At 59.0% G+C, this 26,049-nt stretch carries 23 protein-coding genes and 2 pseudogenes; 10 read left to right on the top strand and 15 right to left on the bottom strand.

Annotated features, from left to right (window positions below):
• Positions 1–19: 19 nt before the first annotated feature.
• The 5 genes from BS627_RS21535 to BS627_RS21515 all read right to left on the bottom strand — a co-directional run bounded on the left by BS627_RS21535 (position 20) and on the right by BS627_RS21515 (position 6,735).
• Positions 20–697 (bottom strand): hypothetical protein, encoded by a 678-nt coding sequence (locus BS627_RS21535; protein ID WP_077985181.1) that lies wholly within the window; start codon positions 695–697, stop codon positions 20–22.
• Positions 684–2,945 (bottom strand): polysaccharide biosynthesis tyrosine autokinase, encoded by a 2,262-nt coding sequence (locus tag BS627_RS21530; protein WP_077985180.1) that lies wholly within the window; start codon positions 2,943–2,945, stop codon positions 684–686. The genes BS627_RS21535 and BS627_RS21530 overlap by 14 nt, the downstream gene beginning before the upstream one ends.
• A gap of 130 nt (positions 2,946–3,075) precedes the next feature.
• Positions 3,076–3,969 (bottom strand): hypothetical protein, encoded by an 894-nt coding sequence (locus BS627_RS21525; RefSeq protein WP_077985179.1) that lies wholly within the window; start codon positions 3,967–3,969, stop codon positions 3,076–3,078.
• 180 nt (positions 3,970–4,149) lie between these two features.
• Positions 4,150–5,262, bottom strand: a complete 1,113-nt coding sequence (locus tag BS627_RS21520; RefSeq protein WP_077985178.1) for an acyltransferase family protein — start codon at positions 5,260–5,262, stop codon at positions 4,150–4,152.
• Between the two features lie 144 nt (positions 5,263–5,406).
• The gene (locus BS627_RS21515) at positions 5,407–6,735 is read right to left on the bottom strand and encodes a hypothetical protein (RefSeq protein ID WP_077985325.1); all 1,329 of its coding nucleotides are present in this window, start codon (positions 6,733–6,735) and stop codon (positions 5,407–5,409) included.
• Between the two features lie 479 nt (positions 6,736–7,214).
• Between BS627_RS21515 and BS627_RS21510 the strand changes: the two genes are divergently transcribed.
• The 5 genes from BS627_RS21510 (at position 7,215) to BS627_RS21490 (ending at position 13,445) form a co-directional block, all read left to right on the top strand.
• Positions 7,215–8,450, top strand: coding sequence for a glycosyltransferase family 4 protein (locus BS627_RS21510; protein WP_077985177.1), 1,236 nt, complete (start codon positions 7,215–7,217; stop codon positions 8,448–8,450).
• 161 nt (positions 8,451–8,611) lie between these two features.
• Positions 8,612–10,090 (top strand): lipopolysaccharide biosynthesis protein, encoded by a 1,479-nt coding sequence (locus BS627_RS21505; RefSeq protein ID WP_077985176.1) that lies wholly within the window; start codon positions 8,612–8,614, stop codon positions 10,088–10,090.
• Positions 10,083–11,411 (top strand): polysaccharide pyruvyl transferase family protein, encoded by a 1,329-nt coding sequence (locus tag BS627_RS21500; protein ID WP_077985175.1) that lies wholly within the window; start codon positions 10,083–10,085, stop codon positions 11,409–11,411. Before BS627_RS21505 ends, BS627_RS21500 begins: the two co-directional genes overlap by 8 nt.
• Before the next feature lie 7 nt (positions 11,412–11,418).
• Positions 11,419–12,645 carry a glycosyltransferase family 4 protein gene (locus tag BS627_RS21495; RefSeq protein WP_077985174.1) on the top strand — a complete coding sequence of 409 codons (1,227 nt, stop codon included), beginning with the start codon at positions 11,419–11,421 and terminating at the stop codon, positions 12,643–12,645.
• A 143-nt stretch (positions 12,646–12,788) separates the two neighbouring features.
• Positions 12,789–13,445, top strand: a complete 657-nt coding sequence (locus BS627_RS21490) for a DUF2161 domain-containing phosphodiesterase (protein ID WP_077985173.1) — start codon at positions 12,789–12,791, stop codon at positions 13,443–13,445.
• Between the two features lie 27 nt (positions 13,446–13,472).
• Here BS627_RS21490 and BS627_RS25030 read toward each other — a convergent pair.
• Together BS627_RS25030 and BS627_RS21480 are read right to left on the bottom strand one after the other, a co-directional pair.
• Positions 13,473–14,431 (bottom strand): annotated as a pseudogene (locus BS627_RS25030) (hypothetical protein); the annotation flags it as partial.
• Positions 14,432–14,708: 277 nt separating this feature from the next.
• Positions 14,709–15,962: an arsenic transporter gene (locus tag BS627_RS21480; protein ID WP_077985172.1), complete on the bottom strand. Its 1,254-nt coding sequence runs from the start codon at positions 15,960–15,962 to the stop codon at positions 14,709–14,711.
• A 339-nt stretch (positions 15,963–16,301) separates the two neighbouring features.
• Between BS627_RS21480 and BS627_RS24975 the strand changes: the two are divergent.
• From BS627_RS24975 to BS627_RS25105, 3 genes and pseudogenes are all read left to right on the top strand, one after another.
• Positions 16,302–16,688: pseudogene (locus BS627_RS24975) on the top strand (dihydroxyacetone kinase subunit DhaK); the annotation flags it as partial.
• A 77-nt stretch (positions 16,689–16,765) separates the two neighbouring features.
• Positions 16,766–17,209 (top strand): dihydroxyacetone kinase subunit DhaK, encoded by a 444-nt coding sequence (locus BS627_RS24970; protein ID WP_276327109.1) that lies wholly within the window; start codon positions 16,766–16,768, stop codon positions 17,207–17,209.
• Positions 17,145–17,282 (top strand): DAK2 domain-containing protein, encoded by a 138-nt coding sequence (locus BS627_RS25105; protein WP_077985171.1) that lies wholly within the window; start codon positions 17,145–17,147, stop codon positions 17,280–17,282. Before BS627_RS24970 ends, BS627_RS25105 begins: the two co-directional genes overlap by 65 nt.
• A 96-nt stretch (positions 17,283–17,378) precedes the next feature.
• Here the strand turns inward: BS627_RS25105 and BS627_RS21465 are convergent, their stop codons facing one another.
• On the bottom strand, positions 17,379–17,753 hold the full coding sequence (locus BS627_RS21465; RefSeq protein ID WP_077985170.1) for a MerR family transcriptional regulator: 375 nt from the start codon (positions 17,751–17,753) through the stop codon (positions 17,379–17,381).
• A gap of 80 nt (positions 17,754–17,833) precedes the next feature.
• Between BS627_RS21465 and BS627_RS21460 the strand changes: the two genes are divergently transcribed.
• Positions 17,834–18,646: an aminotransferase class IV family protein gene (locus BS627_RS21460; protein WP_077985169.1), complete on the top strand. Its 813-nt coding sequence runs from the start codon at positions 17,834–17,836 to the stop codon at positions 18,644–18,646.
• 7 nt (positions 18,647–18,653) lie between these two features.
• Here the strand turns inward: BS627_RS21460 and BS627_RS21455 are convergent, their stop codons facing one another.
• The 3 genes from BS627_RS21455 to BS627_RS21445 all read right to left on the bottom strand — a co-directional run bounded on the left by BS627_RS21455 (position 18,654) and on the right by BS627_RS21445 (position 20,617).
• Positions 18,654–19,445, bottom strand: a complete 792-nt coding sequence (locus tag BS627_RS21455; RefSeq protein ID WP_077985168.1) for a metallophosphoesterase family protein — start codon at positions 19,443–19,445, stop codon at positions 18,654–18,656.
• A 120-nt stretch (positions 19,446–19,565) separates the two neighbouring features.
• Entirely contained in the window at positions 19,566–20,171 is a 606-nt protein-coding gene (locus BS627_RS21450; RefSeq protein ID WP_077985167.1) for a transglutaminase-like cysteine peptidase, read from the bottom strand.
• A 146-nt stretch (positions 20,172–20,317) separates the two neighbouring features.
• Positions 20,318–20,617 carry a hypothetical protein gene (locus tag BS627_RS21445; RefSeq protein WP_077985324.1) on the bottom strand — a complete coding sequence of 100 codons (300 nt, stop codon included), beginning with the start codon at positions 20,615–20,617 and terminating at the stop codon, positions 20,318–20,320.
• 344 nt (positions 20,618–20,961) lie between these two features.
• On the opposite strand from BS627_RS21445, the gene BS627_RS21440 reads away from it, so the two are divergent.
• Positions 20,962–21,519, top strand: a complete 558-nt coding sequence (locus BS627_RS21440; protein WP_003585610.1) for an HNH endonuclease — start codon at positions 20,962–20,964, stop codon at positions 21,517–21,519.
• Between the two features lie 30 nt (positions 21,520–21,549).
• Here the strand turns inward: BS627_RS21440 and BS627_RS21435 are convergent, their stop codons facing one another.
• The 4 genes from BS627_RS21435 to BS627_RS21420 form a co-directional block, all read right to left on the bottom strand.
• Positions 21,550–22,065 (bottom strand): disulfide bond formation protein B, encoded by a 516-nt coding sequence (locus tag BS627_RS21435; protein ID WP_035264342.1) that lies wholly within the window; start codon positions 22,063–22,065, stop codon positions 21,550–21,552.
• 334 nt (positions 22,066–22,399) lie between these two features.
• The gene (locus tag BS627_RS21430) at positions 22,400–23,941 is read right to left on the bottom strand and encodes a sugar ABC transporter ATP-binding protein (RefSeq protein ID WP_077985166.1); all 1,542 of its coding nucleotides are present in this window, start codon (positions 23,939–23,941) and stop codon (positions 22,400–22,402) included.
• Between the two features lie 4 nt (positions 23,942–23,945).
• Positions 23,946–24,923, bottom strand: a complete 978-nt coding sequence (locus BS627_RS21425; protein WP_077985165.1) for an ABC transporter permease — start codon at positions 24,921–24,923, stop codon at positions 23,946–23,948.
• 10 nt (positions 24,924–24,933) lie between these two features.
• The gene (locus BS627_RS21420; protein ID WP_077985164.1) at positions 24,934–25,974 is read right to left on the bottom strand and encodes an ABC transporter permease; all 1,041 of its coding nucleotides are present in this window, start codon (positions 25,972–25,974) and stop codon (positions 24,934–24,936) included.
• Positions 25,975–26,049 lie beyond the last annotated feature (75 nt).

Here is a 26,049-nt window from a genome sequence, read left to right as displayed (position 1 = left end):
GCCGTTTCATCGTTTCAGATCATGACGGCGGCGCGGGGCGTCTTGTGTCCGCTGGTACTGGCTTTGGACAAACCTCCGCCAGGGTCCATCGCAGGATTTCCCCCTGTTTGCCGCAGACGACGGCCGTATCCGCCTCGCGGGCCGCCTCGGCCTCGGGCAAGGTGTTCTTCGGAAATTGCCGCCACATCACGAAACGCCCACGGATCAGATTGGCATCGGCAGGCCCGTAGAGCTGGGAGAAGTTCATCAGCACGGTGACTTCCATGGGTGAGGCGTTGCGCAGCGAGCGAACCATGGCAAGACGCAGCCAGACATCGCCATTTGCGGGAAAACAAAAGAGCGAATGGCGAATAAAGGTCTCGGCAAAGCCGAGACGCGCCGCGCCGGAATCGGATGCCGGATCGACGCCATTCGCATCGAGATCGGCCAGAACGAGCCTTAGACCGGCTTTGACGATATCCGAACGGCAGATTTTTTCGGTGACGATGGGCTGAAGTTCAGGGATTGTTTCCGCAAGGAGATCAGGCGCAAGGCCATTATTGTCGTCGGCGATCCGCGCCAATGCGACAATATCGGAAAAACGCCGGCTTTGCGAAAAGGCCTGGGCGGCGACGGACAGGACAAAGATGGAAATGACGAGAACCGGTACGACCGCGAGGGCTTTCCGCAGGCGCGTCACGCCGTTACGCCTGATCATGGTAATATCGTGTATAGCGCGAATGATAATATTCGCTTGAACCATAGGCGCGGTAAAGCTTCAGCTTTTCGGTGTCCACCTTGTTGAGGATGACCCCGAGGCACTTCTTGCGGATATGAACCTCATTCTCCACCGTGTTCCGCACCGCCCGGCGGGCGGTTCTGCCCCATTCCGTGACGAAGATGAAACCGTCGATCCGGCCCGCCATGGCGCGGGCGTCGACCACCGGCCCGAGCGGCGGCAGGTCGACGATGATATAGTCGAAAGCCGTGCTCGCTTCGGCCAGCAGCTTGTGCATTTGCGCCGAGGTCAGCAGTTCGGAAGAATGAGGGACACGCTGTTTGACCACCGTGGGCAGGAAAGCGAGACGCGTCTTTTCGTCATGAAGCAGCACGTCCTGCACGCTGCGGCCTTCCAGCAGGACTTCGAGCAGGCCCTCACTCGCGTGACGCGCCATGGCGCGCGTTGCGCCGGGATTGCGAATGTCGGCGTCCAGCAAGAGGACCCGCGCACCCTGCCCGGCGAGCAGCTGCGCAAGGTTGATGGAGATCGTGGATTTCCCTTCGCTCGGTAAGGCCGAGACGACGCCGACAATCCGGGCCCCGCTTTTGGCGGGAACGCCGAGATCGATGGCAAGCCTGGTGCTGCGCAGGGTTTCGGCGAAAGAGGAGAGCGGATGGTCGACCGCATAGCGCGCAACGCTGGTGGGGCGCGTCAGGGCCGGATGGCCGCCTTCCTGATCTTCTATTATGGCCTTGTTGTTCTGGATGAGCGGGGTATTGCCGAGGAATTCCAGCCCAAGAACATCACGGACCTGTTCCCCGGTGCGGAAAAAACGATCCCGGAATTCGCGGAACACGGCAATGCCGCCGCCTGCTGCGGCGCCCATGATCATGAACAGCGCCAAGATCATGGTTTTGTTCGGCTTGCTCGGGATTCTGGGCGGCATCGCCTTGGAAATCACCCGCGCCTCCGTCACGGGGAAGGATTGCTGCTGCATCGCTTCCTGATATCGCTGCAGGAAGGTCTGGTACATGTTCTTGTAGGTTTCGGCTTCACGCTGCAATTCGCGCAGCTGAACCTGTGTCTCGCTGGCGGAGTTGCTGATGTCGGTCGCCTTGGCGACACTTTCGGCGAGCGACTTTTCCCTCGCTTCCGAGACTTCCAGATCGCTTTTGTAACTTTGCGCGATGCGGCTGATTTCCTGGAACATCAGCCGGCGGTATTCCTGCATTTCATTGCGCAGACGTACCGCCTGAATGTGGTTGCTGCCGAGCCTGCTGGTAATTTCCGCCTCAGTCTTGGAGGCTTCGAGATATTTTTTGCGCAGATCGTTGGCGACCGAGCTGTCGAGAATATCGGTAACGACCGCATCGACATCGTCGGTGGCGAGAATATGTTCGATGCGTTGCACCCGCGCCCGCGCCCTGGCCGTTTCCGACTGCGCCAGGATCAGCGCGCTGTTGGATTCCGCCAGCTGCTGATCGGAGAGCAGGCCGTTAACGCCGGTCGAGATCAGATTATGTTCGGCGCGAAACTTCTGCACGGCCAGATCGGTTTCGAGCGCCCGCTGGCGCAGCTCCGAAATACGGTCGGACAACCAGTCGCTGGCGCGCCTCGTCGCCTCGTATTTGGAATTCAGCTTGTCCAGCAGATAGGCCGAGGCCACGGCATTGACGATCTGCGCGGCGAGAACCGGCGATGTCGAATTATAGGTGAGTTCCAGCGCGTAGGTCCGGCCGATGCGCTTGACACTGAGGCCGTTGAGCAGCTGGTCCGACAGCGCTCTCTTCAGGGTTCCATCGTCAACCACCGCCTCTTTTTTCTTCGCTGGCGAGAACCATTGGGAAACATTGACGAGTGAGCGGATGGTGCCGAATATCGAGCCTAGAAGTGATGCGCGTGTTGCCCTGAATTCCTGGTTTTCGGTGAGGTTGAGACTATCGACGACGGCAAGCCCGATGGTTTCCGATTGCAGAACCTCGACCTGGCTGAGAATGGAAGCTTCATCCTCTATGACGCCGCCAATCGTCGAAAGCTGTTCGACAATCTGGCTGTTATTGCGGTCGATCAGCAGCGTCGCCGTCGCCGAATAGATCGGAACGGCCGTTGCCGCAAAAGCGAGGCCGATTGCCCCGGCGACTGCGACCGCGGCAAGCACGATGCGCCATTGTCGGCGGATCATTGCAAGAACGGCGTCGATATCGATAAACTCGGACGTCAGCCCGCCTTTATCGTAGTCAGCCATCGTCAGGGGATCGTGCCTTTGCAACAACTGTCAGCCTCGCTCTTTTCGGCGGGCGCAGCGCCCGCCAAGTCACGGTTGCATCACAGAACTGGCGGCAGCCTTCCCCGCGGGAAAGGCGACAAAGCCAAACTCAAACGGGACTTGTGCTGACAGGCGTGGTGGTGCTGCCGGTCGAGAAGAAATTGTTGATCGTGGTGAAAAAGGACGTGCCGGTGCTGCCTGTCGTTCCGCCACTACCGCCGCCGCCGACAGGTGCGCTTCCGCCGCCCGCCTGTGCGGTGCCATCTGCGGCGCCCGCCGTTCCCGAACCGCCGATGCTGTTGGCGCTTGCCGGCGAGGAACCGGCTCCGCCGATCGGCGATGCCGTCGCCGCGGCAGCCGCAGGGGCGGCCGGACCGGCAGCCGTTCCTTGGATATTCTCGCTAAAGGCGATCAGAAGATCGGCGGGCACGTTTGCGCCCTTTGTCTGCAACTGAATGGCGGCTGCCAGTATCGTATTGCCGTTCCTCATTGCGGTAGCATGGGCAAGCGCCAAGCCTTCGCCGACGACTTCGGAGAAGTCCTTGTTACCGACCTTTTGGGCCAGTGCGACGATGGTGGGCAGCTGGCCGGAGTCACTCAGGATGAGGCCGGAAAGCTGTTCGGAGAACTGCGCTGCGCTGGTGGACACGGCGATGATCGGAAATCCGCTCGTCACTTTTCCGGTTACATCGGCCGTTGCCGCATCCGTGCTGGAGGCGATGGTGATCAGATCACTGATCATCCCCTGCGTCGGAGACTGCTTGAACAGTTCCGCCGTAGCAATCGAAACCGTGTCCGGATTGCTGGTGTTGACGCGGTTCAGAAATGCGGCGGTGGTTTCATCGGCGGCCTTGACGGGCCCGCCTGTTGCCCCGCTCTCAACGGAGGGCGTCTGCTGCGGTGCAGTTTCCACGTTCTGTGCGTTGGCGACAACGGAAAACAGACCCATGTTGGCGATGAACATCGCACCAACGAGCATCGAGCCGTTACGAATGCGGGGCATCCAACTCTCCAAATCTTTTAAAATACGACTTTAAATACATCCAATGCCAGGCAAGTTTACCCAACATCTAAAATTTCCTTCTAAATCGCACAGCCCAAGCAAAGGATCAAGCACTAAATAAACTTGCTGCGGAAACCCTCAGCTATTGTTAACAGTTGCCCTTGCCTTGTTTCGGTTTGTTCATGACACGGCGACTTTCCGTGGTGACGTTATCAGCCGGTCACGCAGCCAGATATTGGCCGGCGTCTCGACAAGGACGTGAAAGACATGGGCTATGGCGACGGTGCTGACGACAATGACGAGATAAACGAGGTTGCCCCATTCGGGCGGGAACGTCACGCCGCCGAGCGCGATCTTGAAACCCCGGAAGATAAAGGGGTGTAGCAGGTAAAGCGCATAGGATGAATCGCCGAGTTTCGCCAGCGGCTGGGCGAAACGGGGCAGGGAGATGTTTCTGGTCAAGGTCGCCGCCGACATCAGCAAAATCGCGCCGCCGCCGAAAACCAGCAGCCGCGAAAACGAATAACAGCCCGGATCGCACTTGAACCCTATCCTGTTCAGATCGGTGAGCATCCAGATTGCCATGCCGCACAGGGCCGTTGCAAGTCCGAGCAGGGGCGGCAGGCGAACGCCTCGCAGGAAGAGGACCGCGATGAACATGCCGGCGACAAATTCGAGAATGATCGGCTGGAACCAGAAGCTGAACGGCAGGCCGAGATCGAATGCGGAGCCGATCATGACGGCGGCAAACAACACGCCGGCTGTCGTGAAAACCGCGCGCTCCAGCGGCAGGAAGATGAACGCTGCGAAAACGATGTAAAAGAACATCTCGTAATTCAGCGTCCAGCCGAGATCGATCAGCGGAAACGGATAGGCGTCGCCATAACCCATGCTGTCATAGGGAATAAACAGGTAGGAGGTGAGGATCGACTGTAGTGGCGGAAAGGCCTTTGCGCTGATAATGGTCACGCTGGCGGCCATGGCGAGCCGCAGGGTCAGCACAAACCAGTAAAGCGGGACGATGCGGAGGAACCGGCGCAGCAGAAATGCGGAACGACCGCCCGTCGCGGCAAAATAGGGCCGGGATGCATAAACGATGACGAAGCCGGAAATGACAAAAAACAGGTCGACACCGCCTCCCAGCCTCAGCAGATGCAATGGAAAAAGTGTGAATGGCCAGTTCACGTCCGCGTGCAGCGCAACGACCATGGTTGCCGCAACGGCGCGCATTAGCTGAAGGACATCGAGACGCTGCGCGCCGGCAGCGGGCGCTTTCTTAAAATTTTTCATCATCGTCAATCTATAAAAATAAAGATATATTTAGTATTATATCGCACCCGCTTCTGCGGGGCGGAAGTCCAGTATTCAAGCAGGCTATCATGCAATGGCGCGACGCGATACACACAATTTTGCGATGCGGCATTTCCTCCGCATCAGTCAGAAGACTTCCAGAACCGTAAGCTGGTCGCTGACGGAAAGCCGGTATTGCCCGCTTTCCTGCGTCATTGTCTGCTGGCTCACGGAGCCGTCATCGCGGAAACGGTGTGCGATAACGTGACTATGCTGGCCGGCCACCGAAAATGTGGCAACCCGTTCGGCGGGCGGGTTTTCGATGCGGGCTGGCCACTGCCAGCCGGAAATTCCAAGCCAGACAGGCACGAGCAGAGCACCGTCCGGTCTTGTAAGGTGCAGGGTCAACCTTTGGGAATCGGCGGTAAGGAAATCGAGCTGTCGTTCCGCCGGTCCGGTCTGCCGTTCCGCCCTGCAAAGGGAAAGAAGGCTGCGAACGGCCCCGTAAGCGGGGGTGCGGCTTAGATCATGGCGCAGCAGGCCGAAGGAGGATTCCGGGTTTGTCTCATCGGCGGCGAAGCTTGAAACCATTTCATAGATGTAGGACCGGCGGATGCCGCTGATGAAACACCAGAGCAGCATGCGCGGCATATAGCGCGCCTTGATGCCTTCGGTGACGGGGAAATGAAATGTCCTGGTCTGCAGAGAGGTATGGTAACCCATTTCCGTGGCGAGCACCGGCCTGCCGGCCGCTATATGCGCCGAAGCGGCGACGGATTTAGAGAGCGCCCCCGGACCGGTGGTTTCGGGATGCTCCATCCCGGCATAAGGGTGGATATTGCCGTAATCGCAGGCATTTTTCAGGTCCAGCGCCAGCGCTCTGTTCGACAGGACATAACTTGGCGCCGCAACGGGCACCGCACTCAGGCGCGGAACCGAGCGGATGGTGTCGTGCAGCGCCGCCTGATGCTCCGCCGAAATGCGCGGAGCATTTTGCGGGTCCTTCGTCAGGTTGGGTTCATTGCTGCCTTCGAAAATATCGATACCCGCATCGCACCAATCGTAAAAATCCGTGAGTCTGTCGAGCGGCGTGGAAACGTAAGGGTTGAGATTGTCGTAACAGATGACGGTGAGGCGAACGCCAGCCGCCACGATCCGTCGCAGCCGCCGAAAGACGGGGCTGTCGCGACTGTCTCTCGCGGCGATGAGCCCGTCGTCACGCAGATGCCGGACGCCCAGCGCTTCGAGCTCGGGCACGATCCGGTCGAACCGTTCCGGATAGACGCCCGTGGGGCGGGTGAAGTGACCGCACACCCCGACACTGTCGAGAAAGGCTTCGGTACCGGCCGAAGCAAGTCTCTGCGCCCTTGCCGAAGTAGCGCTAAGACCCGAGGCGGCGACCAATGCAAGGGGTGCTGCTGAAAGCAGGTTGCGCCGCGTCAGGCCACCCATCGTGGCTGGCGTTCTTCCATTCATCTGCGCCTCCTTGAGAAACGATAAGACAGACGCCGTCACATGGGCGTCGCCGTTTGAATGGCGGTCACGGTTGCCCGGTCTCGATATCAAAATGGTCCGGAAATCTTGGCATTTGCGGCCGCCCAAAATCCATCTCTTTGAAATAAAATGATATTATGAATTTCAGTTAAATCATTGCCTGCAACGCAACCGATTGCCGATTGCCTGCACTTTAAAGTGGCTAAACCGTAACACGAGGTCGGTTCTTTTCGCAACACCGCATGGCTTTTGCCGCGCCGCAAAAAAAATCACTTGAAATAGCGTCGATTCCCGTGCTTTTTGAAAAGTAGATTTTGGTAATTCATATTTTCAAACATTAGTTCTGCTCCGGCTCTTTATATTTTTGCAGATGTCTCACTAGTCTCCTGGAATGAAGGGAGACAAACGAGCCCGGGATGGACGCCATAGATTTTCGATGAAGGAAAACAGAGCGTATCCGCATGAGAATTCTCCATCTTAGCAGCCTTTATCCGCCGCATATCGTTGGTGGATGCGAGCGTTCGGTCGAACATCTCGCCGAGGAACTCGTCTCCATGGGACATACGGTCGGCGCCGCTTGTATCGAGCGGCAGGCCGAACCGAAAACCATGCGCAACGGCGTCTCCGTCTACCGCATGTTCCATAATAACGATTTCTGGCTTGAGGACTGGCCGCAATATTCGCCGCAGCAGCGGCGCATGCAGAAGCTCAAGCAGCAGTGGAATTTCGACGTCGAAAAACAGTTCGAGGCCGTCCTCGACGATTTCAAGCCTGACGTTCTCAACACCCATTCGCTGCTGGATGTGACGACGCTGGTGTGGCGGGCGGCGCATAAGCGCGGCATTCCGATCGTTCACACGATCTGCGAATATGATCTCCTGTGCGGCAATGCCGCCATGTTCAAGGGCGGTAAGCCCTGCGAGCACATCCATCTCGGCTGTCAGGCGGTGAATTTCACCAAGAAATTCACCCAGCGTTATATCAGCGCTGTCGCAAGCGTCGGCACTGAAATCCTCAAGACGCATGTCAATCACGGGCTTTTCCGTCACATCCCGGAAAACCTGCGCCGCGTTATCTTTTATTCCTGCACGGTTCCGGAGGGCGATCCGGTCGCCCGCCGGCAGATCGACCGCACTGGCCGGCCGCTGACTTTCGGTTATATCGGCCGTATCAATACGGAAAAAGGCGTCGGCAACATGGTCGATGCCTTCAGGGAAATCGGTCACGGGAACTGGCGCTGTCTGGTCGCCGGCCATGCGATGGACGATTCGATCGAGCGTTTCACGGCTCAGGCCGGCGATCTGCCGATCGAATTCGTCGGCTGGGCGAAACCGAAGGAGTTTCTCGAAGAGATCGATGTGCTCATCGTCCCTTCCTTCTGGGCCGAGCCTTCGCCACGCACGATCTACGAGGCTTATGCCATGGGCGTGCCGGTCATCGGCGCAGCCTCCGGCGGCATTCCGGAGCTGATCGGCGAGACCAACCATGACTGGCTGTTCGAACCGGGCAACGCCACCGACCTTGCCGCCCGTATCCGCCGCGTGCTGACGCTCTCGCGCGAAGAATTGCCGACGGAGGCGGATTTCGGAAACATCGTCGAGGAATCCACCTCGCGTCGGGTCGGCGAAAATTATGTGAAACTCTATGAGGACGTCCTGACGAGCAGCAGGCAAAGCCGAACCCTGCGTGCATCTTAACCGGCAACGGACCCGGTCCGTTGCCGCGGTTTTCTTTGAAGGAGAGGGCATATGGCGGGAAGCAATAAGGGCAGCCTCCGCTTTCACGGCCTGGGCGTCGACTGTTTTGCGGCGGTTGCGCATGGTGCGTCGACTCGGCCGGGTTTACGGATGGTGGATTGATGTCCGAAGCTACGTCGATAGGCAACGCCGCCGTTACGGGTGTCTTCTGGTCCATCGTCCAGAACTGGGGCGGTAAGCTTTTCACCTCCATTCTCTTCATCGTTCTGGCCCGTTTTCTCAGCCCTACCGATTATGGCATGGTCGCCACCGCCGGGCTGGTGCTGATGTTGATCCAGATGGTGTCGGAGTTCGGATTCGCGGACGCGATCGTGCAGAAACGCAACCTGGAACCCGGCGACGTCAATCTGCCCTTTTATGCCTCGGTCACGGTCGCAACGCTGCTGGCTATCGCCGTCTGCGTGTTTTCACCGGAACTGGAACGCTGGTTCGAGGTCGAAGGGCTGGCGCCGGTCATCGTGGCGATCTGCATATTGCTGCCGCTGAACACGGCTTCGATGTTTCAGGAGGTGAATTATCGCCGTGCTTTGGCTTTCAAACCGCTGGCAATCAGAACCTTCATCTCGAACATCGTCGGCGGTGGGGTGGCGATTGTTTTCGCGATCACGGGCATGGGCGTCTGGAGCCTGGTGGTTCAGGGCTATGTCGCGACCGTCGTCAATCTCGTCTGGCTATGGCGAAAGCCGCACTGGCTTCCGGGAACGACCCTTAAACTCGACACTTTTATCCAGTTGATTCGTTTCGGTTCCTCGGCGCTGAGCCTGCGTATTGTGGAATTCGCTTCAACGCGCCTGATCGATTTTATCATTCTGGGACGTTATGGCGTCGCCGTGTTCGGGCTTTACACTGTTGGTAGCCGCCTCTACCAGCTCATGATGCAGCTGCTTCAATCGGCGCTTTATGACGTTTCGTTGACGGTCCTGTCCCGCGTCTCGCATGAGCGCGAGCGCATGGCGGAACTCTACAAGCAACTGATTGCGATATCTGCAATTGTCTCGACACCGGCCTTCGTGCTTTTAGCCGCGGTGGCGCCGGAGATTTGCCGCGTTCTGTTCGGGGTACAATGGCAAGGGGCAGATGAGATCGCGCGGCCCCTGCTTCTTCTTGGCGCCCTGCAATGCGTGCAGTTTCAAAATGGTCCGTTTCTCTCCGCGCGCGGCAGCCCGAACAAGGTGCTGATTGCCGGCACCGTCAAATCGATTGCAACAATTCTCATGATTCTCCTGATACCGACACACAATATCGGCGAACTCGTGATGGTCTATGTTTTCGGACAACTCGCGTCCACGCCCTTCACCTTCTTTTTTGTTTCCCGCGAGCTCAACGTCCCACTCCGGCGCATAGCACTTGTGCTGCTGCCGAGTTTTGCCTCCAGCGGCCTGTGCTTTGTGCTGATTCAATGGATGCGCCCTGAAGTCGCCGGTTTGGGTCTGGGCGATTTCATGTCCGGCCTCCTGCTGGGGTCCACGTTTATTGTCACTTACCTCTCACTCATGGCGCTGTTCGCCCGGACACAGGCTCGATCAGCCCTGATATTCGTCATGAGCAAAGTGCTCTCACGAAAGGAAGCGCATGCGTAAGCTCGTCAAAAAGATAATCCCCGCACCGCTGCATCGGGAATGGGTCAAATATAACGAGCGCCGCAACAGGGAACCCACTATGGACGAGTTCTTTCGGGCTTTGCAGAAGGAGAAGCGTAAGCTGCGATTCGCGCGGCCCGAGAGCATTGTTCTTAGGCGTCTTCTAATCGTGGCCTGCGATCCCAAGACGGTTTTTGGCTCCATCGGTGATGATGCGATGATTACCGCGGTTGCGCAACACGCCCGCGCAATAAACGAAGATGTCGACGTCGATGTTATGGTTAACGGGTTGGAATGCGCAGATATTTTAAAAGCGCGCGGCTTTTTTCCTGTCGATATTTTTGGAAGGCCTGATTTTGTCAGTGCGTTGCAGCATCAATTCAAAACGCGAAAATACGATTGTGTGGTTGTCGTTGGCGCTGACGTTATGGACGGCTACTACAACGCCTTGGTCAGCGCAAAACTGCTGGCTGCTGCGGACTTGGCGGCAGCGGCTGGAATCAAAAATGTAATCCTTGGCTTCAGCTTTAACGAAACGCCCCATCCTGCTCTTTCGATGTTTTACAGCGCGCTTCATCCGCGTGTTTCGATCAATGTGCGTGACCCCGTCTCCCTTGCCCGCCTGCAATCCTTCGCGACGACAAATGCGGCGCTGGTGGCTGATTCGGCGTTCAGTCTCGTTTCGTCGGAGCCTGATGAAGAGACGAGCAGCTGGATCGCGCGAAAGCGTGCCGAGGGCTACAGGGTGATGGGTTTCAACCTTCATCCCATGCTCTTCAAGGATGCGGACCGGAGCCAGATCGATACGATCATCAGACGCGGAGCGGAGGCGCTGCGGTTTGTCGCTGATGAGCGGCCAGTGTGCTGGTTGCTTATTCCACATGATTACCGTGAGGGTTTTGGTGATCAGTTGTGTCTTCAGGGGGTCGCCGCTCTCGTGCCTGATTCACTGGCAGATCGGGTTCGATATCTGGACGGCGAGTGGTCAGCCCCGGTCCTGAAAGGCATCGCTGGCAAGCTTGATGGAATTGTCAGTGGCCGAATGCATCTGGCCATAGCCGGGCTGGGGAAAGGCGTCCCTGTGATATGCGTCGCATATCAGGGGAAATTCGAAGGGCTATATCAGCATTTTGGTTTGGCGACATCCGAATTGCTGTCACCGTCCGCCTTCTACACGGATCAGGGTCTCAGAGACGCCTTGCTGCAATTCGTCGATCAGGTTGACAACATTGGTGAACGGGTACGACAGAAATTGCCTGACGTACTCGGCCTGTCAAAAAACAACTTCAGATTATTCGAAACCTTTTCCAGAGAACGTTGATCAACGTATGAAAATCGCTTTCATCTCAGCCATTCCGGCGGTACCTGCCAGCGAGGGAAATCGCAGCAGAATACTCCAGTTGACTCGCTCCGTGCGGGCGCTTGGTCACGAGGTTCATTTCGTTTATGTCGACACACCGATGGTGCTGGATTTTGAGGAAGAGGCCCATGCCACCGAATTTACCCCCGCATGTTTCCACAAGATAACCCGGCGTCGCGAAGGCTGGAAAACCCGATTTGTCGCGGATTTTGGTTTCAAGTTCAGCCATAAAGCCTTCCGGGCGGTCCGAAAGGTTCATCGGCTTCTGGGCCGCGATAGCGGTTTTTACAATTATCTCGACGAGTTCTATTACCCGGAAATCGGCCGGCAGGTGAGGGATATTCAGCGTCGACTTGGCATCGATGCCGTCATTGTCGAATATGCCTTTCATTCGCGGGCGTTTGTTGGTTTGCCGGACGATGTGCTGCGAATTCTCGACACCCATGATTCCTTCGCGGACCGACATAAGGCCTTCATCAACACGGCCAACAAATACGGCTATTGGTTCTCGGTTCCGCCGGAGAAGGAATGCAAGGCTTTCCGCCGTGCAGATGTGGTTATCGCCATCCAGGAAGAGGAGGAGCGGACGTTCAGGCAGCGGCTCGGCAAAGAGCCGCCAGCTGTTGCAACCGTCAGCCATATTCTCGATCTTGACGGACGAGTGGAAGACCTCAGTTCGAGCGACTTCCTATTTCTTGGTTCCAGCAATGACGCCAACATCATTTCCCTGACGGGCTTCATTGACAACGTCCTGCCGATCGTCAGGGCGACACGGCCGGATATTCGCCTGGTCGTGGCTGGCAGCATATGCGGCAAGATCGGGGATAGGGACGGTGTTGTCAAACTTGGCCGTGTGGACAGCCTGAAAGAAGCTTTCACCCGTGCGCCACTCTCGATCAATCCCATCACGCTTGGAACGGGCATCAACATAAAATTGCTCGACGCTCTCGCCGCAGGTGTTCCCACGATCAGCACCCGGACAGGTGCGAGGGGACTTTCGGAACGATACCGGCGCGGCGTGGTCATTGTCGGCGATGGCGATCATCAGGCTTTTGCCGACGCAATCCTGCAACTGGCCGCGAGCCAGGAACAGCGCCAGGAACTGGGAAACAAAGCCTTCGAGGACGCGATTGAGTGGAACCGCCAGCAAATGACGGTGCTGAATAATATTCTGACCGGCAGGAAGCCTGAATAAGGTATGAGTTTTCCGCTGGATGCCGTCTCCCGCCGAGGGGACCGATAATCCGTGATGTCCGTCGCTGCGCCCGTCAAAGGGTTGTTCTTGGTGGGCGGATCGATGTATTCAGGGGCCGGATCGTCACTTGAACCCGCTGGTATATGGAAACGTCGCTTTATCTGCCCGTCAAAGGCTTTCTTGAAAAGGCTGGTTACACCGTCAAGGGTGAAGTTGGTGGTTGTGACCTTGTGGGTCTGAGCGACGACGACCCGGCTGTTGTCGTGATCTGTGAGCTGAAACTGAGCTTTAATCTGGAACTTATCCTGCAGGCTGTCGATCGGGCGGCTGTCGCAGATGAGGTCTGGATCGCGGCGCGGGTCTCGGCCAAGGGCAGGGGCCGTGAGGCTGACAAACGTTACCGGGATCTCTGCCGCAGGCTCGGGATCGGCATGCTCGGTATTTCCGATGCCGGCGATGTCAGCATTCTCGTCGGCTCCGTGACCCCCATGCCGCGCACCAATCCGAAACGGCGCTCCCGGCTGATGCGCGAACACCAGAGGCGGCGTGGCGATCCGGCAGTGGGCGGCAGCACACGCGCGCCGATCATGACCGCCTATCGCCAGCAGGCACTCGGCTGCGCAGAGGCGTTGGCATCAGGCCCCTTGCGCGTACGCCAGATCAGGTCCAGCGTCCCGGATGCCGGCAAAATCCTGCTCGCGAATGTCTATGGCTGGTTCGAACGGCTCGATCGGGGAGTCTACGGCCTGACCGAGGCCGGGCAGGAAGCCCTGCAGAGATGGCGGCAACCGGCAACCTGACACGAAACGGCGCGTCCCATAAACCGGAAGCCCGAGGCCATTTGCACCTGTCGATTTGACCGTGACCGTCAGCGTTCCCGGTGTGCTGATGAAGCGGCCGAGCGCCTCCACCGCATTTTGCAGTTTCGGCTGTTCAGCCGCGACCTGTTGCAGCAGGGCACTTGCCACCAATGTCAGGTTGGCGCGAACCTCTGCCTCGCTCATGTGGTTTTCCAAAGAATAAAGCTTGATCGCCTTGGCCCTCAAACCTTCGTCCTTGATCGTGAGTTTCACCTCGCTGCCGGCAAGCCCGAAGAGTGCGGCCTGGGCGCGACCGATGTCGAAGGAGAAGAATTCTTCCGTAAACCCGTTCGCGAGACCGGAGAAATTGACGCTGCCAATATCCTTGCCGCTGAAGCAGATTTCCCGGATCATCAGATTGTTGTTCGGTTCGTCCCAACCCGCGGAAAGGCCATAAGACAGGGTGAACGACTCGATGCCCAGCTTGCGCGCTTCAACAAGAACCTCCTCCGACGAGTCCGCCGGGATGGGAAGAGTCAGATCGTCCTGCCGGATCGTAATGTCGGTCGGAATGCCGTTGAAGGGTTTTGTCAGCCCCATTTCTTGAGTGTGAACTTGACGCGCTCCGGCGTGCCTTTCGTTTCCTCGTTTGCCTCCTCGTCCGATTTTTCGGGCGCGGCCACATCGACATTGATGCCGCCAACACGGATCGTTCCGAGTTCCGGTGTCAGACGGTTGAACGGAAAGGTCTCGATCTCGGTATCATCGAGCCCGGCGAGCTCGGAAATTGCCTTGATCGACGAACTCCAGTCAAAGCCCTTGAGGCTTGCCTCATCGACCTTGATCGAGTTGTCGCCATTTTCGACCGGCATGCCGTTTATGCCGAAATCGAGTTTGCGGCTGTCCATCTGCATGTCGATACGATTGATGGTGGCCTTAACCCTCTTGCCAGCCGCGCCCTCGCTTTCGTCGGGCGCATCCACCTTCATCGCTTTTGCCCAACAGCCGCCGCCGCCCGGTCCGGCGGATGGTATGGGTCGCCCCGATGCGTCGCCTCCACAACCGCCGTCAAAGGGCGCGAATTTCCGCCTCGAGCAGGGCGATAGCAAGATCGATGTCAAATGTGCCGATGACGAGCCGATGAAGGCGTGCTCGGACATCCTCATGCAGCTGATCGACAAGATCAACGAGGAGTCCGATAGGAGACCGGAAGCGGCGTTACGGCGCCGCTTCACGCCCTCTCACGGCGTCCTCATGCGCGTGTCAGAGCAGCAACGTTGCAAGCGACGCCAGCAAGGCCGGCGTCATGACAAGGGCGCCCAGTTTGAGGAAGTCCAGCGCGCGCACATGCAGGCCTTCGCGCCGGAGTGCTGACAGCCAAAGGATGGTTGCAAGCGAGCCCGTGACCGACAGGTTCGGTCCCAGATCGACCCCGATCAGAACAGCGGCAGTGACATTGTCCGGCACCTGTGCAGCCTGAACGGCACTTGCGGCGAAAAGACCAGCCGGTAGGTTGTTGACGAGGTTGGAAAAAAGCGCGACGGCGACGCCGCCGATCCCAATGGCCTGTGCCTGCGAATGTTCACTCAGCGCCTTCAATTGCTCGGCGACCACGGCGGTGATGCCCGTATGGCTAACGGCTTCGACGATGACGAACAGGCCCGCAACGAGCGGCAGCACACCCCAGCTCACATCCTTGATGATCTCCACCGGGTTCTGCCGCACGATGGCAAGAACGAGGATAGTCGTGATTACGCCAGCGAGGAACGTCGGAAGGCCGAGATCCATGTGGAATGCAGAGGCTGACAGCAGCACGGCGGCGGTTGCCAGCAGGCCGACGCCCGCCAGTTTCGCCGGCAGGCTGAGGGTCGGGCGTTCCACCCGATCCGCGACGGTGTCTTCCGCGAGAACACGGCGCTGCGACCAGTAAAGCGCAAGAAAGGTGACAAGAATTGCCGCAATCGACGGAAGCAGGAACGTGTCCAGCCAGCGGGACAGCGGCGGCATCTCGCCGCCGGCAAAAATGACGAGGTTGGCAGGGTTGGAGATCGGCAGCACAAAACTCGCCGCATTGGCAATGAAGGCGCAGATATAAAGGTAAGGAAGCGGATCCTTGACCCTGGCGGCACGGCAGGCCGCATAAACGGCAGGCGTCAGGACGACGGCGGTTGCGTCGTTGGAGAGAAGCGCGGTCACGACGACGCCGATCAGGTAGATCAGCACGAAGAGGCGCCGCGCCGACCCTCTGGCGTAAGAGATCGCAACGGCGGCGACCCAGTCGAACAGACCTTCACGCCGGGCAAGCTCAGACAGCAACATCATGCCGGTCAGGAACAGGTAAACGTCGAGACCCTTGATCACCCCTGACCAGACTTCCGCAGGAGTCAAAATGCCCAGCGCGAGGATCAGCAGCGCTCCTGCGACGGCCCATACGGCCTCGGGCCACCGGAACGGCCTGATAACCACCCCTGCCGCAGCAGCGACCGCAATGGCCGACGTATAATACGCAGCGCTCATGTGTTTCCTTGATGCTGGTTGTTGAGGTTGATCAGGTGGTGGGTTGCGTCTGGTTATTTCAGTGTTGTCTTCGCGTTCGGGAAGCCCGGCGGGAACAAAAGGGATCACCGGCATTCTATACAATGTCGGAAGCGGGCTGACCACAAGTCTGCCGACAATTACCTCAGTGAGGAGGCCAGTCCTGTTTCGTGCTTGAAGCTTTGCCGTGCATTTCCGACGCTTGCAATCGGCGAGGAGACCATGCTTGTTCACTGTTCAAACCGCATCTACGCGTTTTCCAGCGCGCGTAAATGCCAGAATACCGCCCGCCCGCCGACGCACTGCATCGAGGAGTAAGGCATGAAGAAGCTTATCAACGATCCATCCACCGTTGTCCGGGACATGCTGGAGGGCGTCGTGGCGCTCAGCCCGCAAACCATTCTGCTTCCGGATGGGAACGTGGTCATTCGATCCGGGCTGCCCGAGGCGGAGAAGCGCAGGGTGGCGGTGCTTTCGGGCGGCGGCAGCGGACATGAGCCTGCCCATGCCGGTTATGTCGGTGCGCTGGTCATCGTCAAGAACTATACCGGCGACCGGCTGAATTTCGGCTTGGCGGCGGAGCTGGCGAGAGCCGAAGGAATCCCTGTCGAGATCGTTGTCGTCGCCGACGACGTTGCCTTGAAGGATACGGTTCCCGTCGATCGCCGCCGCGGGATTGCGGGAACGGTGCTCGTCCACAAGCTCGCCGGGGCCGCAGCGGAAAAGGGGCTTGCTCTTGAAGAGGTGGCCGGCATCGCCCGGGACGCCGGCCCAAGCTCTCTTCGATGGGTGTCTCGCTGGGCTCCTGCACGCCGCCGGCTGTCGGCAAGCCGGGCTTCGTGCTGGGTAAGACCGAGATTGAAGTCGGGCTCGGAATCCATGGTGAACAGGGCGTGCAGCGGATGCCCATCGCCTCGGCTGACGCGCTCGTGAAGTTGGTGATCGAAACGATCGAGGCCGACGGCAAGCTCGCTGGCGGCGATCGCGTCGCGCTGCTGGTCAATGGCCTAGGGGCAACGCCGCCGATGGAACTCGCTATCGTGGGCACGGTCGGCGGTCGTGCTGCTGGAGGCGAAAGGTGTCGTCGTGGAACGCGCCTGGGCCGGCACCTTCCTTCGGCCCTCGATATGCCGGGTTTTTCGTTGTCGGTCTTGCAAGTCGACGATGCAGCGCGCAGAGGCGGCAGCCTCGATGAAGCCACGGCTCGGGCGCGCAAGTTACCTCGGTGAGTGGGTGGTCGGTCATCTCGATAGGGGCGCGGTCGCCGTCGGTATCTGGCTCGAAGCTATTAATGGTGTCTGAGGATCGGCCTTATCCCCGGTTAACTGATGTGGCGGTGGAGATGACTGTCCGCCGCCCGCTCCGTAAAGCGGGGATGGCCATCGCTGACACAGAGACTTACCGGCGGCCTGAAGCCGGAGTGGATTTTTCGAAGGTTGCCAGAATGTCTGTGAGCAGCTTCCGGCTCCTGGAAAGTCCGTTCATCTGTTCTTCAACCCTGCCGATCTGCATCCGCAGTTTTGATTTCAATTCGTCGCATGGCTGGAAGGCTTGCCGCTGATCAAGGGAGCAGGGCAGGAACTCCCTGACATTGGCGAGGGTCATGCCGGCATTGCCGAGCAGAAGGATGCGCTCGACGGTATCGACGTCGGCGACACTGTAGTCCCGATATCCGGCCTTCGTGCGGCCGGGCGTGAGAAGGCCTTCGGCCTCGTAATAGCGGAGCATTCTAATGCTTACACCTGTTTTCAGGGAGAGTTCGCCGATCTTCATTTTCAGCCCTTGACTCTGACAGCGCTGTCAGACTGTAGGGAAGACGCTCCAATATGTAAACACGCTTCAGGAGCTTGAAAATGACTGGAAAATCCCACTTTCGTACCGAACTCGATGGCCGGACGGCGACCGCACAAGACTTATCACCTCTGGCCTTCGCAGGTTTTGCGCATTTCACCGCCATGCAGGTGCGGGACGGCGCCGCGCGCGGGCTGGATTTGCATCTCGCCCGACTGAAATCGGCGTCGCAAGAGTTTTTCGGCAGAGCCCTGCCGGATGATCTGGTGCGCGACCGGTTGCGGACAGCGATCCATGCAGGCCCGCCGGCCCTGTCCCTGACGGCTACCCTGTTTTCGCGCAGTGGGGAATTCACTCGGACGGGAGCAGAGAACGACCCCGCCATTCTCGTTCGCACAACGCCTGCCTTTGATGATCCGAAACAATCCCTGCGTCTGGCACTCGTCAACCATGAACGCCCCTTCGCAACGATCAAACATGTGGGTGAAGCATCAAAAACCTATTTCCTTCGCAAGGCCGTCGAGGGTGGATATGACGATGCGGCCTTTGTTGACGCGCGGGGATATCTGAGCGAAGCAACCATCTGGAATATGGCCTTTTGGGATGGCGAGGCGGTGGTCTGGCCAAGGGCCGCCTTCCTTGCTGGTATCACGATGAGCATCATTCGCCGCCAGCTCGACGCGCTCGGCATCGCTCAGCGCGAGCAACTGATCCGTCCCGCCGATCTCGGCGATATCAAGGGCGCGGTCGTGATGAATTCCCTGACACCTGGCATTCCGGTCGAAGCTCTGGGGCCGCATCGCGTGCCCGTGGCGCCTTCTTTCGTGAAAATGCTCCACCAGACCTACGAGCGCGAGCCGCTGGTGAAAATCTGACCGAGGCTTAGCCGATCAGGTGCAGGCCCGCATCCGAGAGCCTGAGAATGGTGAGCCTGCCCGTGGTGTAAGCGCCGGTGTCGATGCCGATGCGCTGCGGGCCGGTCTCCGGTTGCTCCACTGGTGTGTGTCCATGGACGACGAGCAGGTCGAGTCCGGCTCCCTGTGAGAGGAAAGGCTCACGGATCCAGAGCATGTCCTCATCGGTCTGCGCATCAAGCGGCAATCCCGGTCTCAAGCCGGCATGCACGAAGATATAGGAGCCGATGCGGGCATAGACGGGCAGGCTGGATAAAAGCTGGCGATGCGGCTGCGGGATCGCGCCTAGCAGCGCATCCCTGAAAGGCTGTAGCCTGAGACGGCCTTTATTCATGAAATAGTCGATATCGACCCCGTAGGACAGAAGTGTCTGGCGGCCGCCGAAGTCCAGCCAGTGCATATTCTGCTGCGGACTTTCGAGAAAATCATGGAAGAGCTGCTCATGGTTGCCGCAAAGCGCAATACGGCGCAGCGGCGCGGGCGGGGGCTGCAGCAAATGTTCGAGAACGCCACGGGAGTCCCGTCCGCGATCGACATAGTCGCCGAGGAGAACGACCAGCGCGGGTGCGGGCTCGGGTCCCAGATCGGCGAGGATTTTCCGCTCCGCCTGCAAAAGCAGATCGAGGCAGCCGTGCACGTCGCCAATGGCGTAAATAGGGAAAGTGGCCGGCTTGTCGCCAAGGTCTATTCTACGCCGCCTCCGGTCGTCGCGGGGGGCTGGTTGCTTACGACCGCGAATCCAGTTGAATACCTTGGGCATAGCTGCCGATACTGTCTCTGCCGCACAAGGTCAAGGGCGTTGGAAACGGCTGTCGCATCCTGCGTCAAAGCCCGTGTCGAAGCCCCCACGAAGGAAGCCCACGAGTGCAGGACTGACGGTCTAGAGTTTCAGCCAGATGCGCGGGTTCTCATGCGACTGGATCTTGATCCATTTCAGATCCACCGCTTTCCATGGCTTGACGACATTGGTGCGGTTATCAAGCACCAGATCGCCCTGGCTGGTGCTGACGACCAGAACGGCGTGTCCTGTGCCATCCGTCGTGCGCGCCGTTGCGATGCGCAACGCGCCTGAGGGCCAGCCGGCGCGCAGGAGGCGTTGCCGCTTGGTCACCGCGAAATCTTCACAGTCGCCGCTTGCCGGGTTCAGTTTCCAGTCGTCGTCGCCGTCCTGTTCGCTGGCATAGATTATCGACGTGTTGATCTCGGCGTTGATGCGCTGGAGTTCCGCGCGCTTCTGTTTGCTCAGTTCCACCATATCGCGGTCGCCGATCCGGAGGCACTGGTCGGCGGCGCTCTCGCAGAATTTCGCAAAGGCAATGGGCGCGATGGTCGGGCGGCTCGTGGTCATGAACTGGCCAGGCCGCGATGCGCCGGGTTTCTGGGTGAGGCCGCCGAGCTGGACGGCCGATGCCGTTGTCGCAATACTTGCCGCCACGCTGGCAGCGACGGCAAAGATCTTTGCCAGACGGATTGTTTTCTTCGCCATGTCCTTGCCCCTGCACAATTGTCGTCTCTTATGCCTGGCACCATAGCGACCCATTCTTGCGGGCCGTTTAAGTCGATAGATTGCATTTTAACGAAATCTAATTTTGTTGCAGCGTGCTAGAAACAGTCGGAAAATTGGGCTCGCGCTCACCTGCAGCGGGTTCTACCCTCGGTGTCGATGATACAGGTTTGCTGCGGGACAGCGCGCCTGAGTTCACGCCGTGTATCGGGGGAGGCGCGGTTTACCGGCGGCCGGTCGTAATTTCGGTAAATTTCGAAATTGCGCCCGCCGATCGTTCCCTGCGCTCCGCCGCGGCCATCCGGCGTCACTTCGTAATTCTGGTACTGCTGGGCATGGGCGCACGCGAAGAGACCGATCACGGCGACGAGCACGCCGGCCGCGAGGCTGCCCCGCAATGCTGCCGCTTGCCGCCTGCCCAACCTCATGACCGTTCCTCCATTGACGAAATGACGGACGCCGCCGCACATTTGCCATGCCGGGCGCGCATTGATGTTCCATTGGTCCGTCGGGGGTAATCATATCACCGATAGTGCGTCCGGTGTGAGAAGGATTTGTGTCTGGCAAAGGCCCGAATCGCCTCCCTGCCGCATCGGCCCGCGGTGTCCCTGGCCAGGAGGCTCCACCGTGCCGCTTGATCGTCAGGAATGCGAAAAACGCCATTTCAGGGCTCAAAAATTAAGCTCTTCGCCGCTGCATTTATAGGCTTCACAATCCTGTAACAACGGACCTAATATACAAGTGCAGATGCCGAATCGCTCAGGAGAAGCCCTTGACGATTGCAGTTTCACCACAGGCCCTGCCGGCGCTCGTTCTGAACGCAGACTACAGGCCACTGAGTTATTATCCCTTGTCGTTATGGTCCTGGCAGGACGCGATCAAGGCCGTCTTTCTAGACCGTGTGAACATCATTGCAGAATATGATCATGCGGTGTCGTCCCCCAGCTTTTCCATGCGGCTGCCGAGCGTCGTCAGCCTCAAGACCTATGTGCAGCCCACCCGCAACCCCGCTTTTACACGCTTCAATGTTTTCCTTCGGGACAAGTTCGAATGCCAGTATTGCGGCACGCGGGACGAATTGACCTTCGACCACGTCATTCCCCGCGCGCACGGCGGTGAAACGACGTGGCACAATGTCGTTGCGGCGTGCTCTCCCTGCAACCTTAAAAAAGGCAGCAAGCTTCCCAAGCAGGCGGGCATGTTCCCGGCGCAGAAGCCCTTCCAGCCCACGGTTCAGGATTTGCACAATAACGGGCGACTGTTCCCGCCCAATTATCTGCACGAAAGCTGGATGGACTATCTTTACTGGGATACCGAGCTGCAGCCCTGATCTTTTAAGGACTGCAACGCGGTTTTCCGTTTACCGGCTTTTACGGCTCGCGCCAAAAAAGGCGACTGCCGCAAGTGCAACGCTTGCGATGACATTCCAGCCCGCAAAAGAAAGGCCGAGCACCCGCAAGGCGGCGTCGTTGCAGGAAGGCGCCTTGATGGCGTTCAGATTGCCCAGTAAATCGCCGGCATTGGTGGTGATGGAAGGCGCCCCGGTGGCGCAGGTGATCGGTCCTTCCCAGAAACCCCATTCCACACCGGCGTGATAAACGCCGAGCCCGGCGCCGATCAGCATCGCCACACCGATAAGGGCAAGCAGCAACCGGGTGATCTGAACCGGCAATTTGAAGATGCTGGTCGCAATGGCCAAGATACCCAGCGGAATGGCGTAATAATAGGGATCGCGCTGCAGCAGGCACAGCGCGCAGGGCGTATAACCGCCAATATGCTGAAAACCGAGGGCGGAGCCGACGGTGAAGATCATTCCCGCCGTGACGCCGAGAGCGGCGAGCGTGCGGCTGTTGTCGGCGGTGGTCGCATTGGCCATGTTGTTTTCCTCAAACTTCGAAAAGAAGCAGATATCCCGAACGGGCTTTCAAAAAGGCGGGCGTGATGGCGAAATTAAGTCGCCGGTTTCCACGGTGTAACGGGATTCGTCTAATCCAGTCCGCTGCGTCTGGCAAATGAAAGCCCGGCACTATTGGCGGGATGAACAAGCAAAGTTTTGTGAGGGTTGCGATCGCGGCTGTCATGACAGCGCCTTTTCAAGGGCTTCGTAAAGCGATCGAGGTCCGCGTCGTTACACAAAGCGGGCGCGCACCGCAGCCGCCCACCTCCGGGGGCTGAAACACAGGGCCGACCGTAAGTCTTCGGCGAAGCGTCTATGCCGTGAGGAGGCCGGCCTCGCTCTCCTGCGGATGGTGAATGTGTGCCATGATGTGCTGGCTCATATCGGCATAGATGCCGTTGTTTTCGACGATGCCCTTCACCCTGTAACGGTCCATCACGACGATGCGATCCGCCAGTGCCACCATTTCCGGCATGTCGCTGGTAATGATGAGAATGGCGGTGCCGCTATCTGCCAGCTCGCGCAGCAGATCATGCAGATAGGCCTTGGTCTTGATGTCGATACCAACGGAGGGTTCATCGACGATCAGCAGTTTGACGTCGGCGGCGAGCCATTTGGCGACACTGATTTTTTGCTGGTTGCCGCCCGATAGATTGCCGACCGTTTGGCTGAGGCTTGGGGTCTTTACTTCGAGCTTTTTCAGGAAAGGCGTCACCGCCGAGCGGATGCGCCCATCCGACAGCACGCCGAGCGCATTCGCGAGCTTGCGCCAGATGGGAACGCCTGCATTGGCAAGAACGGAGTGCTGGAGAATGAGGCCATCGCCCTTGCGGTCTTCGCTGACATAACCGACACCGTAGTCGTGGATCGCTTCGGCAACGGAGCGGATGCGTGCCGGCCGGCCCGAAATACGCAGGTCGCCGGCCGTGACCGCGAATTTGCCCATGATCGATTTTGCGAGTTCAGTGCGACCGGCGCCGACCAGCCCGTAAAGGCCGACGATCTCGCCCTTGCGCACGGACAGGCTGACATCGCGGTGACCGATCGCGGTCGATACGCCCTCAAGTTCCAGCACCATGGGATGGTGTTCGACCGTGCGTTTGCACCAGCCGCCGCCGCTTTCGGCGCGCCCGATCATCAGTCGCACGAGATCTTGACGTCCAAGCCCTTCCATCGAGCGGCTTTCGCAGGCGTTTTCGCCATCCCGCAGCACCGTCACCCGGTCGCAGATGTCGAGAACCTCCTCCAGCTTGTGGCTGACGAAGACGAGGCTTGCGCCATCGTCGCGCAGGCGTCGCAGAATGCGGAAGAGATTGTCCGTTTCGCTCGGCGTCAGCGATGTCGTCGGCTCATCGAGGAGGAGCACACGGCTTTGCAGTGAAAGCGCCTTGGCGATTTCCACCAGCTGCATCTGCGCAACGGAAAGCTCGGATACCGGTGTTGCCGGATCGATTTCCAGATTGAGTGCCTCAAGCCAGCGGCGCGCGTCGCGGTTCAGGGCGGCATAGTCGATGGGTTTGAGATAATGCGCGCCGAGCTTTTCCATGTGGATATTTTCGGCAATCGAGAAGCGCGGAATGAGGTTACGTTCCTGATGGACGACACCGATGCCGCGGGCAATCGCCTCGCGCGGATTACCGAAGCGCACTTCCTGCCCATCGATGAGAATCTGGCCGCTGCTTTGATGATGGACGCCGGTGATGACCTTGATCAGGGTGGACTTCCCGGCACCATTTTCACCGAGCAGGGCATGGATCGAGCCAGATTGCAGCGAAAGATTGACGCCCTTGAGAGCTCTGACGCCGGGAAAGACTTTTTCGACGTTTCGCGCCTGAAAAACGGGTTGTTTGTCCATGATGTCAGGCCTTCCCTGTCTTTTTGCCGAGATGCGTTTCGCGCAGGCGGTTGATGCCGACGGCGGCGAGGATCAGTGCGCCCAGCACCACCTGCACGAGGAACGGATCGATGGAGAACAACACCAGTGCCTGCGTGATGATGGCGACGATGACGACGCCGAGCAGGGTCGCCCCGACGCTGACATGCCCGCCGGCCAGCACGGCGCCGCCGATGACGGGGGCGGCAAAGGACAGGATGAGCCAGTCATCGCCGATCGAAGGCTGGCCGATCTGCAGACGGGAAACGAGCAGAATGCCCGCTACCGATGCCAGAAGGCCGGAAATACCATGCGCCACGATCACCGTCATGCGCACCGAAATGCCGGAAAGCTCCGCCGCATGGCTGTTGCCGCCGATGGCAAGGATGAAGCGGCCTATCGGCTGGCGTCGCAGCATGAACCACAGGGCGAAAGCGATGGCGATGGTCGGGACTGCGAGCCACGGAATAGGCCCGGCAATGAGGGCCGAACCGAAGTCTTTCACCGACTCGGGTATGCCATAGAAAGGCTCCGCCCGCGTAATGCCGAGGTTGATGCCCTTGTAGATCGACAGGGTCGCCAGCGTTATGACGAAGGCGGAAATGCCGGTGATGGCGATCAGCAGGCCGTTGAGCATGCCGCAGACAATGCCGATCAGCACGGCGGCAATGGCAGCCACCGGTGCCGGAAGCCCCCAGACCTCCATCAGTCCTGCAAAGGAGATTGCCGCAAGGCCGCCGATTGCGCCGACGGAGAGGTTCATCTGGCCGATGGCGATGATGATCATCTGTGAAAAGGCGATGAGCGCATTGACCGAAATGGCCAGAAGCAGGATCTGGATGTTGAAGGAAGACAGGAAGTTGGGGCTGAAGCCACGGATCAGCACAATTGCCAGCACCGTGACAAGCAGGGGGCCGAACCAGTCGGTTCTGGCAAGGCGTAGAAGGGTGTTGTCGGTCGTCATCGTCCAGTCCTCAAGCCAGATTGCGCCGGGCGAGATAGCTTCGCCGCGCCTTGTCCATCAAAACCGCCAGCAACAGCAGCAGGCCAAGAAATGTCTGGACCCAGAATTCACCGAGCTGGAGCAGCAGCAGGCCGCTGGTCAGCATGGTGACCAAAAGTGCGCCGAGACAGGTGCCTAGAACCGAAACCTTGCCGCCCTGCAACAGCGTGCCACCGAGGACAGGCCCCAGGAAGGCCGGCAACAGCCAGTCCTGCCCGAGTTGGCCGGCCATGGAAGGAATGGCGGCGCCCGTGCGCGTCACCAGCATCAGGGCAGCAAGTGCGGCAAGCAGGCCCGACAGCATGTGACACGCAATAAAGATGCGGTCGACGCGGATGCCGGAAAGTTCCGCCGCTTCCGGGCGTGCGCCTGCCGCCAGCATTTCGCGGCCAAGAACGGTGCGCCGGTAGAGAAAGGACAGGGCGAGGGCAGTTGCGAGCGTGACGAGAAGCAGCGGCGAGAAATAGGTCGCGAGCTTCATCTTTCCGAAGGCTGCGAAGATCGGCGGCAGGCCGCGATAGGCCTCGGCCCGCGTCAGGAAGATCATCACCCCGAAAAAGATGCTCATGGTGGCAAGCGTGATGATGAAGCTGTGCAGCCCCGTGCGAATGACGGTCCAGCCGTTGATGAAGCCGAGCGCTGCACCTGTGGCGAGACCGCCAATGACAGCGAGCGGCCATGGCATGCCAAGCACCTCGATCAGATAACCGCAGGCCATGGCTGCCGAGACGCCGATCGCTCCAACGGCAAGATTGAGGCCGCCGGTCACGATCACCGCCATCATCGACAGGCCGATCATGATGTTGATTGCGGCACTGCGTCCGAGCGTGAACAGGTTGAAAGGCGAAAGGAAGCCGCTGGCTGCCACGCCAAAAATGATGGCGAAAACGACGATCAGCAGAATGAGGCCGAATTCATTGGTGAGGAAAAAACGGCTTTGCAAAATGCGCGAGCCCATGCGTTCCTCTGTCTCCTGCACGCCTTTTGTAAGCAAACTATCGTTCACGGTCATGAGAATGTTCCGGTATTTGTTTGGCCCGCAGACCTCGGCGGTCCGCCTTGACGTTGCGCCGCCGCCGGAAGGCGT

This window comes from Agrobacterium salinitolerans (assembly GCF_002008225.1).
Taxonomy (GTDB): Bacteria; Pseudomonadota; Alphaproteobacteria; order Rhizobiales; family Rhizobiaceae; genus Agrobacterium; species Agrobacterium salinitolerans.
Note: the sequence above shows the minus strand (reverse complement) of the source record. Positions and strands in the feature narration are given on the sequence as shown.

What these genes read in the sequence shown, in the direction of transcription:
- BS627_RS21535 (WP_077985181.1), bottom strand. Translation starts at nt 697, where the DNA reads ATGATCAGGCGTAACGGCGTGACGCGCCTGCGGAAAGCCCTCGCGGTC.
- BS627_RS21530 (WP_077985180.1), bottom strand. Translation starts at nt 2,945, where the DNA reads ATGGCTGACTACGATAAAGGCGGGCTGACGTCCGAGTTTATCGATATC.
- BS627_RS21525 (WP_077985179.1), bottom strand. Translation starts at nt 3,969, where the DNA reads ATGCCCCGCATTCGTAACGGCTCGATGCTCGTTGGTGCGATGTTCATC.
- BS627_RS21520 (WP_077985178.1), bottom strand. Translation starts at nt 5,262, where the DNA reads ATGATGAAAAATTTTAAGAAAGCGCCCGCTGCCGGCGCGCAGCGTCTC.
- BS627_RS21515 (WP_077985325.1), bottom strand. Translation starts at nt 6,735, where the DNA reads ATGAATGGAAGAACGCCAGCCACGATGGGTGGCCTGACGCGGCGCAAC.
- BS627_RS21510 (WP_077985177.1), top strand. Translation starts at nt 7,215, where the DNA reads ATGAGAATTCTCCATCTTAGCAGCCTTTATCCGCCGCATATCGTTGGT.
- BS627_RS21505 (WP_077985176.1), top strand. Translation starts at nt 8,612, where the DNA reads ATGTCCGAAGCTACGTCGATAGGCAACGCCGCCGTTACGGGTGTCTTC.
- BS627_RS21500 (WP_077985175.1), top strand. Translation starts at nt 10,083, where the DNA reads ATGCGTAAGCTCGTCAAAAAGATAATCCCCGCACCGCTGCATCGGGAA.
- BS627_RS21495 (WP_077985174.1), top strand. Translation starts at nt 11,419, where the DNA reads ATGAAAATCGCTTTCATCTCAGCCATTCCGGCGGTACCTGCCAGCGAG.
- BS627_RS21490 (WP_077985173.1), top strand. Translation starts at nt 12,789, where the DNA reads ATGGAAACGTCGCTTTATCTGCCCGTCAAAGGCTTTCTTGAAAAGGCT.
- BS627_RS21480 (WP_077985172.1), bottom strand. Translation starts at nt 15,962, where the DNA reads ATGAGCGCTGCGTATTATACGTCGGCCATTGCGGTCGCTGCTGCGGCA.
- BS627_RS24970 (WP_276327109.1), top strand. Translation starts at nt 16,766, where the DNA reads ATGGGTGTCTCGCTGGGCTCCTGCACGCCGCCGGCTGTCGGCAAGCCG.
- BS627_RS25105 (WP_077985171.1), top strand. Translation starts at nt 17,145, where the DNA reads ATGCAGCGCGCAGAGGCGGCAGCCTCGATGAAGCCACGGCTCGGGCGC.
- BS627_RS21465 (WP_077985170.1), bottom strand. Translation starts at nt 17,753, where the DNA reads ATGAAGATCGGCGAACTCTCCCTGAAAACAGGTGTAAGCATTAGAATG.
- BS627_RS21460 (WP_077985169.1), top strand. Translation starts at nt 17,834, where the DNA reads ATGACTGGAAAATCCCACTTTCGTACCGAACTCGATGGCCGGACGGCG.
- BS627_RS21455 (WP_077985168.1), bottom strand. Translation starts at nt 19,445, where the DNA reads ATGCCCAAGGTATTCAACTGGATTCGCGGTCGTAAGCAACCAGCCCCC.
- BS627_RS21450 (WP_077985167.1), bottom strand. Translation starts at nt 20,171, where the DNA reads ATGGCGAAGAAAACAATCCGTCTGGCAAAGATCTTTGCCGTCGCTGCC.
- BS627_RS21445 (WP_077985324.1), bottom strand. Translation starts at nt 20,617, where the DNA reads ATGAGGTTGGGCAGGCGGCAAGCGGCAGCATTGCGGGGCAGCCTCGCG.
- BS627_RS21435 (WP_035264342.1), bottom strand. Translation starts at nt 22,065, where the DNA reads ATGGCCAATGCGACCACCGCCGACAACAGCCGCACGCTCGCCGCTCTC.
- BS627_RS21430 (WP_077985166.1), bottom strand. Translation starts at nt 23,941, where the DNA reads ATGGACAAACAACCCGTTTTTCAGGCGCGAAACGTCGAAAAAGTCTTT.
- BS627_RS21425 (WP_077985165.1), bottom strand. Translation starts at nt 24,923, where the DNA reads ATGACGACCGACAACACCCTTCTACGCCTTGCCAGAACCGACTGGTTC.
- BS627_RS21420 (WP_077985164.1), bottom strand. Translation starts at nt 25,974, where the DNA reads ATGACCGTGAACGATAGTTTGCTTACAAAAGGCGTGCAGGAGACAGAG.